Genomic DNA, 14,797 nt, shown 5'->3' on the forward strand with positions numbered 1-14,797 from the left:
ACATCGCTGAAACATTTCCTCCATAGAAGGCGCTCAGCCACGGAGAAAACGTTGCAGATGTCAAAATTGCCCGCTGCGGGTCGCCACCAAAGCATGGTCCAGCTGATCACAGATACAAACGGACTGTCGATTGCAGCGATCGCCGAAAAGTTCGGGGTTTCCCAGGAGACAGTCCGCCGGGATTTGGCGCTTCTTAAACAACAAGGCGCGGTGCAGCGCGTCTATGGCGGCGCAATGCCGGCGGATCGATCGTCTCCGCTCGAAGACCGAGTGAACATGACGCGAGGGGGGAAGGTCGCGATTGGGCGCCTGGTCGCGGAAATGATCGAGCCGAACCAGTGGATATTTATGACGACCGGCAGTTCGGTGCTGCATGTCGCTCAAGCCATGCGCAATGGACCTCCGGTCTGCGTCATGACCAATTTCCCTGCCATCGGAGATGCCCTTCTGGCCGGCCCCCGGCACAAGGTGACGTTCACCGGCGGCCAGTACAACTCTTCGGATAAGGCTCTGGAGGGCGTCGAAGTCTTCGACGCTATAGGGCGGTGCACCTTTGATGTCGTGATCATCGGTGTTTATGGCCTCGTCACCGATTACGGCATGGTCGAGGACACGAGCGAGAACATGCGGCTGAAGTCGCAGCTCGTCGAGCAAAGCAGACGAGTCATCTGCGTCGGCGACCATACGAAGATCGGAGCGCCTGGGCGCTACCAAAGCGTCCCGTTCGGGAAAATGGACACCTTTGTCACTGACGAGCCTGTTCCCGACCAGCTGAACCACATTTTCAAAGAGGCGGGAGTAAAGGTGATTCTTCCGGACCAGGACGTGGACACCGCGCCTGCCGACGGCGCTTCCGCCCAAACAGAGAGGATAACGGAGGCTATGAATGGCTAAGGCGAAGCATGTCATCATCATGGGGATCGATGGTCTGCGACCGGATATGGTCAAGGCCGAGTGGATGCCGAACCTTGCTGCTCTCAGCGCGCGCGGCGTGGTGAGCAAGCAGCACCGCACGGTGTTTCCCAGCGAGACCCGCGGGGCTCTTACCGCTCTGGCGACCGGCTCGCGGCCGAGCACGAACGGCATTCTCGGAAACGAGTTCTACTCGCGCGATGCTTCCGGCCGCCTGACACAAACCGATATCATTCATCATTGGCGCTTAGGCGAGCAGCGGCTTATCGGAGGGATGGTGACCACGCCCAGCCTTGGCGAAACACTGGCCAAGAGCGGCAAATCCTTTGCGGTCGTCACCTCCAGCGGACCAGGTTCGTTCACTGCCCTGAATTGGAAAGGCGACGCGCTGGGGCATGTCGGGTTCAACCTACGCTATCCCCAGATTGCCTTTCCTCCAGCCTTGGCCGCCGATATCTGCGCTCTGCACGCCGTACCCGCTGATGGGTTCGACCGCGGCGTTCAACGCGAAACGGTGGAGATTTTCACCCGAACGGTATGGCCGGCGCGCAGACCGGACGCTTCCATCATCTGGATCACCGAACTGGACAGCGCATCTCACTGCTATGGTTTGGGCGCGCCGGAGATGCTCCTTGCCATGAAGAGGTGCGATGAAGCGGTCGGCGATCTTGTCGATTGGCGGGACCGCCAGCCTAGTCGCGACAACATCGCGATCGTCATCACCTCGGACCACGGCCATTCTACCGCGGGCACGGTGTTTTCCATCGACGAGACGTTCAAGTCTGCCGGGATAAAGGCCGGGCGCGCCTTTCAAGACGATGTGGATGTCCTCTATCGCAATGGTCGCGCGCCCGGGATCTGGCTTCGGAAGTTTGACAAGGGGTTGCTGCAAGGCGTCTTCGATGTGCTGCACGAACAGGACTGGTTCGGGGCGACGTTCTCACGCGCTGCGGAGAAGGGCACGCATGAAGGCCTGATCCCAGGTACTCTTGCGATCGAACTCACCGGAACGGGGCACATGCGTGCGCCTGATCTTTACGTGAACCTGCGCGGCGACAACAGTCGCAACGCGCATGGAATTCCTGGCACCTCCTACTACGAGACAGCGGAGGTTGGTGCACCAACCGGCTTGGGGACACATGGCGGCCTGCACGCGACAGAGCTGGCCGCAGTCCTCATTTGCGAAGGCGCAGGATTCCGGCGGTCCGCAGAAATCGAGTCCCGCACAGGGATTTACGATATCGCACCGACGGCTCTGCATCTGCTTGGCATTGACGCTTCGCCATACATGACCGGCCGGATTCTTCGCGAAGTTCTGGACGGCGAGACGACTCAAGTTGGCCTCGTTCAGGAAGAATATACGTCCACGACTGGCGGAAAGACCTCGCGCCTTTCACTCACTCGAATTGGCAATCGCCACTACGTCGATGAAGCCGACCTAGTATTCGAAAGCACAGACGGACGTCAGAAGGGAACGCCATGGTCCACCGTCCACGCGCCATCAGATGTCCAGCCTGAACCGGTCTGACTAGAGGCATTCAGACGAGCCAATCAACCTGACCGCGTCCGTGAGCAACATGGACGCGAAAGGGAGACTTTTGTCCTGTACAAAAACTGGAGTTGAAAGTGACTATACCCAGGAAACGATGCATCTACTTCGCCGCAGCCATTACGCTCCTTGCCATGTCCAGCCCTGCGGCACACGCCGATGATCGCCCGCTTATCAATGTGGCGCTGCAGAGCATCGGCAGTGCCGCAGGATCCCTCGAAAACACCGAAAATTATGGAACCGCTGCGCGAAAGGTCCAGAACTCGATCTTCGAGCAGCTCATTGCGCTCGATCTGGGCGACCCAAATCTGACACCGAAGCCCGGACTTGCGACCGAATGGCATTGGATCGAGCCGAATGTGCTGGAATTCAAGCTTGGTGAAGGCGTGAAATTCCAAAATGGCGACACGATGACTGCAGATGATGTCGTCTTCTCGTTTTCGGACGAGCGTTTCGGTCTTCTTCCCGCGCAGGTGAAGGCTCGGGAGTCGGGCCAAACCACCTTCACGCGCGAGGATGGAACGAAGGGGATCGTGCCGCCGGCCGTAACCGCCGCCTCCCGGGTTTACCTTCCTCTGTTAAAGTCGGTCGAGAAGGTCAATGACCTGACCGTCCGCTTTGTGATGAGTGAACCCAGCCTCGACGTGGAGGCGCGGCTTGCCCGGCTAAACTATGCCTCGATCATATCGAAGCGCGCCTTCCGCGAGGCGTCGGACTGGCAGGAATTCGTCCGCGCGCCGGTTGGAACCGGCCCCTACAAGGTCGCCTCGTTCGAGCCGGGCGCCACCATTCGCCTTGTTGCCCATGACGACTATTGGGGAGGGCGTCCACCTCTTCGCGAACTGGTCTTTCACATCGTACCGGAGGCCGCCAGCCGGATAAACGGACTGATCTCAGGCGAATACGACATCGTTAGCGATATCGGGCCCGATCAAGCCTCGCTGGTAACCAGCATGCCCGGATTTGATCTGGTGGGCGGACCCGTCGCCAACATCCGGTACATCCAGCTCGATGAGCGCAACGGACCGCTGCGCAATCCTCTGGTGCGGCAGGCCCTGTCTTATTCGATCGATCGCGGAACGATCACCAAGACGCTCTGGAACGACCTGACAAATGTCACGCCGGGCTTTCAGCTTCCCTTGCTAGGCAAATTCTTCCTCGAAGATCATGCGTTGCCGAAATACGATCCCGAGCGCGCCAAGCAATTGCTCGCAGCCGCCGGCTACAAGGGCGAGCCGATCACCTATCAGGTGCAGGACAATTATTATCCCAATGAGTTGACCGTCGCGCAATTCAATCTCGAGAATTTGCGCGCGATCGGCTTCAACATCGACTTTTCGGTCACCGACAGGCCGAATGAGACGAGTGACAAGCGCATGATGTTCGATATTTCAAACACTGTGCACTTCGCGCATCCAATGGCGCTTCTCGAAGGCTGGTGCCCGAACGGATCCGACAATTCCAAGACCAACCCAAACGGCATGTGGCAGAACGACGAGTTCGACTCTCTCTGCACTGTGTTGCGGACCACCACGGACGTCGAAAAAGCGCGAAGCGCGTTTCGGCGGATGCTCGAGATCATCGAGTATGAAGACCCCGGATTTATCGTTCTGCACCAAAACGCCATTCTCTACGGCAAGCGCGCAAATATTTCCTGGAAGCCGTCCGCAATCTTCGCCATGCCCTTCGGCCCCGGCGCGATCCATGTTCAACAATGATCTCCTCACCTGAAGGGCGCCAGCGCCCCTTCTAGTCGGAGACGCTTCAACAACAGGTGCCGGATGCCGCAAACGCCTCAGCTTCGTGACCCCTTGGTCGCAATCGAGAACCTCTCCGTCGATTTCGAGGACAGGCACGCTTACAGCCGCGTTCTCCACGGTGTCGATATTGCCGTCCATCGTGGCGAAGCGCTGGGGATTGTCGGCGAGTCCGGTTGCGGCAAATCGATCACCTGGTTGGCCGCGCTCGGGCTCTTGGGACGCAACGCGCGCGTTTCGGGATCGGTGAGACTTGATGGCGTCGAGCTGATCGGAGCGAGCGAAGACACGCTGAGTGAGGTCCGGGGAGGTCGGATCGCGATGATCTTTCAGGATCCATCCAGCTCGCTCAATCCCCTGCATCGGATCGGCCAGCAACTGGTTGAATCCTTGGGCCTGCATCGCCAGCTCTCCGGCGCGGCAGCCGAGAAGGAAGCCGAACGCCTGCTGGATAGTGTCGGTATCGCCAACGCGCGCGGCCGATTGCGCGATTATCCGCACGAGTTCTCAGGCGGTATGAACCAACGGGTGATGATCGCGATGGCTCTAGCGGGCGATCCAGACATGCTGGTTGCGGACGAGCCGACGACGGCGCTCGATACCACCATCCAGGCGCAGATTCTCGACCTGCTCGAGGAAGTGCGCCGTGAGCGAGGCATGGCCTTGGTGCTAATCTCTCACGATCTCGGCCTGGTGTCGGAGATGACGGAGCGGGTCGCCGTAATGTACTGCGGCCGCCTTGTCGAGAAATTGCAGACTGATCGGCTGTTTGACAGGCCTGCTCACCCCTATACGCGCGGGTTGATCGGCGCGCTCCCAAGCATGGATGGGCCTCGCCAGCGGCTCGTCGCCATCCCTGGAACGGTTCCTCCCCCAAGGGGCCTGCCGCAGGGTTGCGCCTTTGCGCCGCGCTGTCCTTCGGCAAGGCGGGTCTGCACGCTCGCCGTGCCGGCACTGAGGGCGATCGCGGGAGACCGCTTGCATCACTCGGCCTGTGCGCTCGCAGACGACATCGCCATTGCTCCGCCGGTACTTTCATTTGCCGGTGCCGACGCCGGGATGGGAGCGTTCCGATGAAAGGACTCCTGTCGGTCCGCAACCTGCAGCACCACTACAGGGTCAGGAAGCGCAGAATCTTTTCTTCTGACACCAGACCTCTCAAGGCGGTGGACGGCATTAGTTTTGAAGTTTCGCCTGGAGAAATGTTCGGCATTGTGGGTGAGAGCGGCTGCGGCAAGTCGACCACCGCTCGGCTCTTGTTGGGGCATCTACCCGCGACTTCGGGGAATGTGTTCTTTTCTGGCGAGCGTGTGAGCGCGGTGTTTGACGCCAACTGGCGGCGGATGCGCAGGCGGATGCAGATGGTCTATCAGGACCCTCTGAGCGCACTCGATCCTCGCATCACGGTTACCCGGCAGATCGAGGAGCCGCTTCTCATTCACATGGCCGGCATGGCGCCCGCAGAGCGGCGCGAACGGGTTGCTTGTCTGATGGCCGATGTCGGTCTGTCGGACCACCTTGGCGAGAGATTTCCCCATGAATTGTCCGGCGGTCAGCGCCAGCGCGTGATCATCGCCCGGGCTTTGGCGGTCCAGCCGGAATTGATCGTTTTTGACGAGCCAGTCTCGGCTCTCGACGTCTCCGTACAGGCGCAGGTTCTGAATGTCCTCGAGGACATCCGTGCGCGCACGAGCTTCACCGGCGTCTTTATCAGCCATGATCTCAAAGTTGTCCGTCAGGTCGCTGACCGCGTTGCGGTCATGTATTTGGGAAAAATCGTGGAGCTAGCACCTGCCGACGAAATCTTCGCCGAGCCGGCTCACCCCTACACCCGGGCCCTCGTTTCGGCGGTGCCTGCGCCGCGGCGCGGACTGAGAAACCGCATCCTTCTCAACGGAGAGCCGCCTAATCCCCTCGACGTGCCATCTGGGTGCCCGTTCCATACCCGTTGCCCAGAAGCGCAATCAATCTGCCGCAGTATCGCGCCCGAACTCCTGAATTACGGACGACGTGCTGTTGCCTGCCATCTGGTGAGTGATCCAACTGCGGCCGCTGGAGGAGCGGCTTAGCATGGTGGTTTTCGTCCTCAGTCGTTTCGCCCGCGCATTTGTGACGCTCTTCATCATCGTCACCTTTGCGTTCTTCATGCTCAGACTGGCGGGCGATCCGGCAACCTATTTCTTCGACGCTGCCCAAACGCCCCCGGCAGTGATTGAAGCCTTTCGCCAGCAATGGGGCCTTGACCAGCCGATATGGGTGCAATTCTACGGATATCTGGCTGCGATCATGCATGGGGACCTCGGCAACTCCATGAGGGAAGGCCGTCCAGCACTTGCGACCGTTCTGGACAAGCTCCCTGCGACGTTGGCGATCATGGTACCGGCTTTCGTTCTCAAAACCATTGTCGGTATCGCAGCAGGAATGACGGCAGCGCTGCATCGGAATTCGGCCCTGGATCGACTGATCATGTCGGCATCTGTGCTTGGTTTCACTGTGCCGAGCTTCGTTCTGGCCCTTGTTCTGACCTTGATCTTTGCCGTGCAACTGCGCTGGCTGCCGTCCGGGGGCTATTCGAGTCCTCTCCACATCATTCTACCGGTTGCCACGCTGACTATCGCGGGCGCGGCGGTGATTGCCCGCTATACGCGGTCGGCGATGATCGAGGTCATTGGGCAGCCCTATGTGCGTGCGGCGGTCGCCAAGGGAGTGAGAGCAACGGGCGTCATCGTCCGCCACGTTTTGCCCAACGCCGCGGTGCCGATTGTCACCATCCTGGGCTTCATGATGGGAAGCCTGGTCGGCGGGGCCGTTGTGGTCGAAAGCGTGTTCTCCTGGCCCGGCATCGGCCGGCTGCTTGTCGTCTCCGTCACAGTGCGCGACCTCGCCGTCGTGCAGGTGATCCTGCTCCTGATTGGGTTCATGATGGTCATCTCCAACCTGCTGATTGACCTCGTGTATGGCCTTATCGACCCCCGTCTGCGCCAGCCCCGGCGCGGGCGCAGCGCATAGGAGACCACGATGACGCTTGAGCTGAAAGCTATCGAAAACGAGCAAAGCAGAGTGGCGCGCAAGGCTTGGCGCGTAGCCTTTTTCAATGAATGGCCGCCAACATTGCTCGCTGCGCTCGTGTGGCTTGCGGTCATGGTGTTGGTCGCCCTCCTTGTACGCCACATCGCCCCCTACGACTTCATGGCACTAGACGTCATGGCCCGCTTGCAGCCGCCGGCCATGATAGGCGGTGACTGGTCTCACATTTTTGGAACCGATCAGTTGGGTCGCGATGTCTTCTCACGCGTTCTCTTCTCGATCCGAATCTCCATCGCCATTGCGGTGTGTGGAACAGTCATTTCGACCGTCGTAGGTGTCACATTGGGGTTCCTCGCGGCATACTTTCGAGGATGGGTTGAACAAATCACGCTGATGATGGTCGATGCCCAACTTGCCATGCCATTTATGATCATCGCCATCGCGGTGCTGGCTTTTTTCGGTAATTCGCTAACTGTCTTTGTCTTGCTGCTTGGGCTGAATGGTTGGGAACAGGTGACGCGCATCGCGCGTGGCCTCGCCTTATCAGCGAGCAACCGGGGTTATGCGACCGCCGCGCGGGACATTGGTGGATCTCCGCGGCGGATATATCTGCGGCACATCCTCCCGAATATATCCGCGACAATCGTCGTAGCGATGACGCTCAACATCCCGAACGTCATCTTGCTCGAATCGAGCCTCTCGTTCCTTGGCATCGGGCTGCAGCCTCCCCAAACCAGTCTCGGCAATATGGTTGGCTACGGGCGGGACTACATTCAGTCCGCGCCATGGGTCATGCTGTTTCCGGCGGCAATCATCGTCATCACCACGCTTTCAGTTTCGATCGCTGGCGATTGGCTTCGCGACAGACTCGATCCCACACTGCGCTGAAGGGAACGGGAACACTTTCAACCTACGTTTATAATTCGGAGAAAAACAATTGCGCTTATTCATCGTTCGACACGGAGAAACCGATTGGAACCAGCTCGACCGCCTGCAGGGCCAAACCGACACAGTCCTCTCATGCGAAGGGCGCAAACAAGTCCATGCCTTGGCGCCGTGGCTGGTGCATCTTGCGAACCGCGCGGTCGTCTTCTCGTCCGACTTGCAACGGACCTGTGAGACCGCCGACCTCCTCGAATTGGGAAGATACGATCGGGACCAGCGATTCCGGGAAATCGATGCCGGGTGTTGGGCCGGCGCTTATGGAAAAGTTCTTGAGCAGGAAGAGGGCGAAGCGTTTCAGCTATGGCAAGATGGAGCATACACGCCCCCCGGCGGAGAATCCTGGCAGCGTTTTCGAACCCGGGTGGAGGATGGATTGGCGTCTATCATTAAAAGTTCCCGTGAGAACGCCGTTCTCGTGACCCATGGAGGCGTGGTACGGGCGATCATGGATATCTCCCTTGGCGTCCCACCAGCTTCGCTACGTCATCCCGCTCCCGCGACAGTAACCGTGCTGAAGTACCCAGCAGGAGGAGCCAGGCTGGCTGGCGTGCTTGAGGGATATAGCCTGTCGCCCGCACAAATCTGGCTCAACTCACCACGTTGAACTCGTGCAGCCCTAACGTTCGGTAAGGAGGCGACTTACTAGAGACCGGTAACTTCTCTGGGGTCGAATACGGATTGTTAGGTCCGCGTAGTCCACCAGCGTCGCTTTGTTCGGAGGGAAAGCGATGGCGGTGGAATGGACGATCACGATCGAGGGCAGGAATGAGTTCGGTGACGTTTGCCGGAAGGCGTTCCGCATCGACAAGAGCTGGGAACGTCTGTCTGACGGCGACCTTGGCCTGTCGACGGTAAGACGATCATGACGGCGCTGCAGAGCGCGGTCGTGAACCACGAGCCGGAGACGTATTCCCTCTTTCGCGCGCAATAGCCGGCACCATCCGGCTGCCAGGTCACGGTGCGCCGCCGGTCGACGCCGACCAGCGGCTTGCCACTGGCCAGCCAGCGGAACGGCGCGCGGCCGCCTTGCAGCTGGAGCACCAGCGGCGAGGCGTCGGCCGAATTGGTGCCGAGATCGACGCGCGCGCCGTTGGGCGGAAAGATGATCGTAGGCGCCGGCGGCGAAGCGCGCCAGCGTCACCGGCAGGTCGTTGCGCTTGGGTCTGATGACGCCGGCCGGCCGACCCGGCAGCGGCACCGCGGCCAGACCGGAGCGGACAAAGCCGTCGAACAGGATGGGGGCGGCCGAGACATAGCCGGACAGGCCGGGCACGGCGCCGGCATCGGCGCGGCCGACCCAGACGCCTAGCACATAGCGCCCATCGAAGCCGACCCGACCAGGCGTCACGGTAGCCGTAGGAGGGTGCCGGTCTTGCAGGCGATGCCGCGCTGGCACCTTCGGGCGGCTTGACGCCCGACAATATGTCGGTGATCTGCTAGGTTGCCTGGTCGTCCAGAATGGTGGCGGTGGAGCGTTCGGCTTTCGCCGGCTCGGTGCCGTCATGCAGCGTGTGCGCCTTGCCGCCATTGGCAAGCCCGGTATAGAGCTGGACGAGATCGCGCAGCGTCACGCCGACACCGCCGAGGCCGATCGCCAGGCCCGGCGCCTCGTTGATGGGAAGCACCGGCGTTACACCGGCTTGCCGGAAGCGCGCCGTCAGCCTTGCCGGCCCGACCGCGTCGAGCACGCGGATCGCCGGGACGTTCAGAGACAGTTGCAGCGCCTCCCTGATGCTGACGTCGCCCTGATATCCCATGTCGAAATTCTTCGGCCGGTAGCCGGAAAAATCAGCCGGGCTGTCTTCGATAATCCAGCCTGAGCGGCTGTGGATGCCGCCGCGGTGGTTCTTTAACCTGGGATTTAACGAGACGTAAACGCGTGAGCGACACGCAATTAAGCCGGGCCATTCTCGAAAGATTGACAACACGAAGCGCATTCGTAATACTGCGTATTACAAATGGAGGTCAGCGATGCCTAAGCCAAATCTTTCCGACCCAATCACCATCCGCTTGCCGGAGGAAATCCTGGCTGCAATTGAGCAGATTGCTGAAACCTGTGACAGATCGCGCAGTTGGGTGATGGTCCGGGCGCTGAAATTATACCTTGCAGGCGAAGGGGCCGACATTCTCGCTGTCAGAAAGGGGCGGGAGCAAGTGGCCAATGGTAATTCCCACGACATGGATGATGTTCTTGGAGAGATCCACGAAATCGTCAGTCGCAAGGTCGCCTGATGAAGGTGCGCTTGTCGGGAGACGCCCGCGCCTATCTTCGACGGGAAGCTGCTTATCTTCAGAAGCACAGCCAGAAAGCAGCCAAGGCATTCGTCGACAGAATGACCGAGGCCCGTAAGAATCTGACTCGGTTTCCAGAGATGGGTGAAACGTTCGATCGCCTGCCGATCCCGGGTTCCCATCGATTGGTGGTTGGAGACTATCTTCTCGATTATGATCTAGCCGATGAAGAAGTGGTGATCCTTTCAATACGTCACGGTCAACAGCAACCGTTGACTCCAGAAATCGAGGACGATTTCGATTACGAAGATGCCGCGAAGCCATCCGACCCCCAGCCGTGAATAGGCTTGACCCTGGGGACCAACCACCCCAAGACCCATGAAGCAGCGCAGCTTCATGGTATACAATCAGAGATTGAAGATTTTGGTGGCGGTTGCTACCGAATAGCGCGGGAATTTTAGGATTGAGGAAGCCACGCGGGCGGCACCTTGTGACAAACTGCGGAGTGGAAGGTGCCAAACGACTGCAACGGCCATTCCGACGAGGCAATGGTGCTGCTGCCGGTTGAGCGTGACGAGGAACCTGCTTTATGAAGGGGGGCGCGTGGGATCTATCGATCCTGCCCCACTTTTCCAGCATTAAGGAGAGTGCCACAAGGTTCCGTTGAGGCCATCGGCGATACTCCCAGCTCGAAAAACGGGAGTTGCGGCGATCGTCGCGGACTTGAAGGCGCGGCTGGCCGGCATCACCGCAAAAAGTGCAGGAGCTAGCCTAAGCCTAGGGCGAAATACGACCTACTGCCAAGCCGAAACCAAAACAGAAGCGGGAATGGCGGCGTCCTGATCCATTCGCGGGGGCCACCCACGAGCAAGCAATGAGAGAGTGTCGGATCGCGAACATAGGAACATCCTGGTGAGGCAATACGAATCTCATCCAGATCGGCGCGCCGCAGTCGCTTTCCCGGCACCGAATGCCTCGAGGAAGAAGTTCGGTTCGGGCAGGATCAGTAGGACGATCCGTTCAAGTCGTCTAACTGATGCTTCTCGTGACCGACCAGCGCTGGGCTGAACACGCAGATCAGACGAAGATCCGTTTTTGCCCGCAGGTAGTGCTTCTCGTGGCCATTAAGGGCGTACATGCAGCCGGGCGTGATCCGGAACGTCTCTTTGCCAACCTGCACCTCTCCTTCACCCTCGATGCAGTAACAGGTTTCCAAATGATTTGAATACCGTAACAGCGATTCTGTGCCGGCCCGTACGATGGTATCTGTCAGCGAATAGCCGACACCATCATCCCTGACGAGAAGGCGGCGGCTTTGACCATTACCCCAGGCCACGTCGTAGGTGCTATCGATCAGCTGTTTGAGAGTTCGGTAGATCACAGCAGTCTCCTCATGTGGTTTGCTTGGAGGGATCTGGAATGCGATTTCATTTTTAGTCCGCGAGCGTTGCGGATAACCTAGCATGTACCGTGCCAAATTAGAAAATCATTCAAAAACAATGATGATGGCTCTGTTGCTATGTCGCAGGTCCGACATCGTTAGCGAACGCCGCCAGCTACACCTGTATGGGGCGATGATTGTCAAGCTTGTCCTTGTTCGTTTCCTCATCTTGTGGCGGAAAGACGTGAGGTGGATCTGGAAGGCGGAACGTTCGCGGCGAGACGGGACAAAATGATTTCGGAAGGCTGAGAAGATCGACACGAACCGCTGGAAACCGCCTGTGGATCGGAAGCCCTGCGTGGCCCATTCCGTTTTCGCAGCGGCACATGCGAATGCTCGACGCGATTGTTCAGGCCCTTCTGCGCGCGATGCTCGACTTGCGGCCCAGCCGCTCGATCACCTGCTTTATCACTTCCGGCTCGCCTGTTCCGGCTTCGAACATGCCCCACTTCGTCCTCGGTGGCGCAGAAGCTTCGTGGCGCTGGCCGAAGGGCTGCAGAACGCGGCCGCTTTACCATCGCCGCGGGGCCCTGTCGGCGGCCTTCCGTAATCTCGATGCCCATGCCAAGGACGACCTGACGCGGCGCTACGCAGAGCTTTGCGCGCACTACCGGATGACGCGCCGACCCGCAACAACAAGGGCATCGCCCACGAGAACGGCGCGATCGAGACCCGCATGGCCACCTCAAGAACGCGATCCGCGTGCCCGACCTGGGTCCTGGTTGGGACTTCTACCGCATCCTCGGGCTCAAGCCCGTTTTGGACGCCCATCCGCGGTATGCACGTTTCCTGTGTCGGACGGAGACAGGACTTTCTCGTTACAACAGGGCAAGAACGGCCGAGGCGGAAACACGTCTATTTTGAGTGAGAATCTGGACGAAAGAACCGGCTCTGGCGCGAGGCGGAGCAGTTTGATCCGAGCGGCAACCGCATCGTCCTCTACTTCGCCGGATCGAACCGCATCAATCCTCCGTGGCGCGTGAGCTCGCGACGAGAGAACCGCATGGAAGTGCCGATGCTCCGCGATCAAATCGAAATCCCCGCGTGTCGACCATATCGGCTCAACGTCTATCCCAGATATTGCCGCGAAACCGATTATCGATATTCAAGTCTCCGTTGGCGAATTCGAACCCATCGAGAGGCTCACGGAGCCGCTGGAGGCAATCGGGTACGCGGCGGCCTGGGCAATCCCGAGTTGGCGAAGCGACGAATTCGCCATGCGGGCTCACCAACACGAGCAACTTACCCTCCAGCCTCGACCGCAACGGCCAGTCTTCCCGGCCAAGATCGAAGGATTGCGTCCTGCCGACGCGCATGATGTCGAGTAAGCGACACGGGGCTGTTCGGCTTGGCCCCTGCTCCCACCATCATTGAAGTCATTGAATAATATATGAAACACCTTTTCTGAGGCTATTCCTGCCCAGTTGGCACGACTTTTGAAATGTCCTCCTGGAAAGACGGCAGGAGCCGCCGACCGATTTCACGTCGTGGTCGATATCGCGATCACGGAAACGAAGGGAGGAAAGCAGCATGTCAGATCTGCGTGGGATGCGTATACTGTCGGAAAAAGGGCGTCACCTGCAGAATCCGGGCGGCAATGCAGGCGAAAGTGTAACTAAGCTACGAGACCTCATTTGCATCCATGACGGTCCGTCATCCATTATGGAAGCCCATGACCCGCTCTCCGCAATGGTTGCCGAGAAGGCCGGTTTCAAGGGGCTTTGGGCCTCGGGCCTGTCGATCTCCTCGAGCCTCGGCTATCGCGGTGCCAACGAGGCCTCCTGGAGCGAACTGGCCGATGTGGTGGAACGCATGGCTTACGCCGCCAGGATTCCCATTCTCGTCGACGGCGACAGCGGCTTCGGCAATTTCAACAACGCTCGCCTTGTCGCCGACCGCCTGCGCAAGCGTGGGGCAAGCGGCATCTGTATCGAGGACAAAGCCTTTCCGAAAATAGATTCCTTCATCGGCGATCATCCTCCGCTCGCCGACATCAAAGAGTTCTGTGGCCGCTTAAAGGCGGTTAAGGACACCGTTCCTGACCCCGACTTCGTGTTGGTGGCGAGGATAGAGGCTCTCATTACCGGCCATGGTCAGGGCGAGGCACTTGCGCGCGCAAACGCCTATGCCGAGGCCGGTGCCGACGCGATCCTCATCCATTCGCGCAAATCTGATCCGACTGAGGTCCTAGTATTTGCCCGATCCTGGCAGAACCGCCTTCCCGTCGTCATTATACCGACGAATTTTCGCACCCCGATCGCCGAATACCGCGCCGCAGGCATATCGACCGTGATTTGGGCAAATTACAATTTGCGGGCTGCGATCGCTGCCATGTGCGACATCTGCAATCGTATGATTCGCGAGGAAGGTACAGCCGGCATCGAGCCGGATGTCGCCCTGCCGGTGGAGTTCTTGAATTGATGGCCTATAACGAACTCGCCGCTCGCCGAGACACGTCATCTGCGGCCGAAGACCGAAAACGGTGCCGCATAGCAGACCGGAGACGATCAGCCGACTTGAAAGTGCAATTTGTAAACGCAGGAGAGCGCCCCTGCTGGCGCAATGGACACGCTTGCCAAATCCTCGGGAACCGCGGCGGCGCGCGCCGCCGCCAGCCTCGATGCCGCAGAATAATGATGCACTGATCGGGCTGTCAAAGTAGAACACGCCCATCGGTTCCGGGCGGTCAATTAGGCCGTCATCGTGGTTTCAGCTTTCTGGTAACCTCCGCCAGCCACGCGACTGCACCGGGCGTGGCCTGCCAGGCCTGGCCGTTTCCCTCGACGTAGTCAGCTGCCTCATCCTCGCCCCCAAAGTGATATAGCCGTCGATGGAAGCAACCAAAGGCTGCTTGCCGGAAAGGACGCCAGGCACATGGCTGTTCGCGAGCCAGGCCTCCTCGGCAAGCTTGCCGGCGCTCGGATCGTTTTCACG

15 protein-coding genes and 4 pseudogenes are annotated in these 14,797 nt (G+C 59.5%); 15 read left to right on the forward strand and 4 right to left on the reverse strand.

The genetic code is table 11. The features are described 5' to 3' along the window. Positions 1–57: 57 nt before the first annotated feature. The 9 genes from EN786_RS34705 to EN786_RS38045 all read left to right on the forward strand — a co-directional run bounded on the left by EN786_RS34705 (position 58) and on the right by EN786_RS38045 (position 9,056). On the forward strand, positions 58–894 hold the full coding sequence (locus EN786_RS34705) for a DeoR/GlpR family DNA-binding transcription regulator (RefSeq protein WP_135909805.1): 837 nt from the start codon (positions 58–60) through the stop codon (positions 892–894). Beyond that, entirely contained in the window at positions 887–2,440 is a 1,554-nt protein-coding gene (locus tag EN786_RS34710; RefSeq protein WP_135909807.1) for an alkaline phosphatase family protein, read from the forward strand. The genes EN786_RS34705 and EN786_RS34710 overlap by 8 nt, the downstream gene beginning before the upstream one ends. Positions 2,441–2,538: 98 nt before the next feature. Next, positions 2,539–4,179, forward strand: a complete 1,641-nt coding sequence (locus EN786_RS34715; protein WP_135909809.1) for an ABC transporter substrate-binding protein — start codon at positions 2,539–2,541, stop codon at positions 4,177–4,179. Between the two features lie 63 nt (positions 4,180–4,242). Then, complete coding sequence (locus tag EN786_RS34720) at positions 4,243–5,295, forward strand: ABC transporter ATP-binding protein (RefSeq protein WP_135909811.1); 1,053 nt, start codon at positions 4,243–4,245, stop codon at positions 5,293–5,295. After that, on the forward strand, positions 5,292–6,287 hold the full coding sequence (locus EN786_RS34725; protein ID WP_135909813.1) for an ABC transporter ATP-binding protein: 996 nt from the start codon (positions 5,292–5,294) through the stop codon (positions 6,285–6,287). The genes EN786_RS34720 and EN786_RS34725 overlap by 4 nt, the downstream gene beginning before the upstream one ends. A gap of 1 nt (position 6,288) precedes the next feature. Beyond that, positions 6,289–7,227, forward strand: coding sequence for an ABC transporter permease (locus EN786_RS34730; RefSeq protein WP_135909815.1), 939 nt, complete (start codon positions 6,289–6,291; stop codon positions 7,225–7,227). 132 nt (positions 7,228–7,359) lie between these two features. Then, positions 7,360–8,133, forward strand: coding sequence for an ABC transporter permease (locus EN786_RS34735; RefSeq protein WP_246688822.1), 774 nt, complete (start codon positions 7,360–7,362; stop codon positions 8,131–8,133). Positions 8,134–8,182: 49 nt separating this feature from the next. Beyond that, a complete protein-coding gene (locus EN786_RS34740) occupies positions 8,183–8,794 on the forward strand; it encodes a histidine phosphatase family protein (protein ID WP_135909819.1) in 612 nt (203 codons plus the stop codon). 124 nt (positions 8,795–8,918) lie between these two features. Next, positions 8,919–9,056: a hypothetical protein gene (locus EN786_RS38045; RefSeq protein ID WP_189524357.1), complete on the forward strand. Its 138-nt coding sequence runs from the start codon at positions 8,919–8,921 to the stop codon at positions 9,054–9,056. Positions 9,057–9,117: 61 nt separating this feature from the next. On the opposite strand, the pseudogene EN786_RS34745 reads toward EN786_RS38045, so the two are convergent. Then, positions 9,118–10,001 (reverse strand): annotated as a pseudogene (locus EN786_RS34745) (penicillin-binding protein 1C); the annotation flags it as partial. 160 nt (positions 10,002–10,161) lie between these two features. Between EN786_RS34745 and EN786_RS34750 the strand changes: the two are divergent. Both EN786_RS34750 and EN786_RS34755 read left to right on the forward strand, forming a co-directional pair. Next, positions 10,162–10,422 (forward strand): ribbon-helix-helix domain-containing protein, encoded by a 261-nt coding sequence (locus EN786_RS34750; RefSeq protein ID WP_135909821.1) that lies wholly within the window; start codon positions 10,162–10,164, stop codon positions 10,420–10,422. Beyond that, entirely contained in the window at positions 10,422–10,763 is a 342-nt protein-coding gene (locus EN786_RS34755) for a type II toxin-antitoxin system RelE/ParE family toxin (protein WP_135909823.1), read from the forward strand. The genes EN786_RS34750 and EN786_RS34755 overlap by 1 nt, the downstream gene beginning before the upstream one ends. A 662-nt stretch (positions 10,764–11,425) precedes the next feature. On the opposite strand, the gene EN786_RS34760 is transcribed toward EN786_RS34755, so the two are convergent. Both EN786_RS34760 and EN786_RS39120 read right to left on the reverse strand, forming a co-directional pair. Further along, on the reverse strand, positions 11,426–11,803 hold the full coding sequence (locus tag EN786_RS34760) for an ectoine synthase (RefSeq protein ID WP_135909825.1): 378 nt from the start codon (positions 11,801–11,803) through the stop codon (positions 11,426–11,428). 105 nt (positions 11,804–11,908) lie between these two features. Continuing rightward, positions 11,909–12,246: pseudogene (locus EN786_RS39120) on the reverse strand (DDE-type integrase/transposase/recombinase); the annotation flags it as partial. On the opposite strand from EN786_RS39120, the pseudogene EN786_RS34770 reads away from it, so the two are divergent. The 4 genes and pseudogenes from EN786_RS34770 to EN786_RS34780 form a co-directional block, all read left to right on the forward strand. Continuing rightward, positions 12,240–12,562: pseudogene (locus EN786_RS34770) on the forward strand (IS21 family transposase); the annotation flags it as partial. The pseudogenes EN786_RS39120 and EN786_RS34770 sit on opposite strands and share 7 nt — an antisense overlap. Then, positions 12,560–12,845 (forward strand): annotated as a pseudogene (locus EN786_RS39125) (VOC family protein); the annotation flags it as partial. The pseudogenes EN786_RS34770 and EN786_RS39125, both read left to right, overlap by 3 nt. 43 nt (positions 12,846–12,888) lie before the next feature. Continuing rightward, positions 12,889–13,191 carry a GrpB family protein gene (locus EN786_RS34775; RefSeq protein WP_135909831.1) on the forward strand — a complete coding sequence of 101 codons (303 nt, stop codon included), beginning with the start codon at positions 12,889–12,891 and terminating at the stop codon, positions 13,189–13,191. 202 nt (positions 13,192–13,393) lie between these two features. Further along, a complete protein-coding gene (locus EN786_RS34780) occupies positions 13,394–14,284 on the forward strand; it encodes an isocitrate lyase/phosphoenolpyruvate mutase family protein (RefSeq protein ID WP_281405028.1) in 891 nt (296 codons plus the stop codon). Between the two features lie 288 nt (positions 14,285–14,572). Here the strand turns inward: EN786_RS34780 and EN786_RS38350 are convergent. Beyond that, positions 14,573–14,797 (reverse strand): hypothetical protein (locus tag EN786_RS38350; RefSeq protein ID WP_210238919.1); only part of this gene is annotated, 225 nt, incomplete at its 5' end.

The sequence above is a fragment of the Mesorhizobium sp. M4B.F.Ca.ET.143.01.1.1 genome (assembly GCF_004792275.1).
Taxonomy (GTDB): Bacteria; Pseudomonadota; Alphaproteobacteria; order Rhizobiales; family Rhizobiaceae; genus Mesorhizobium; species Mesorhizobium abyssinicae.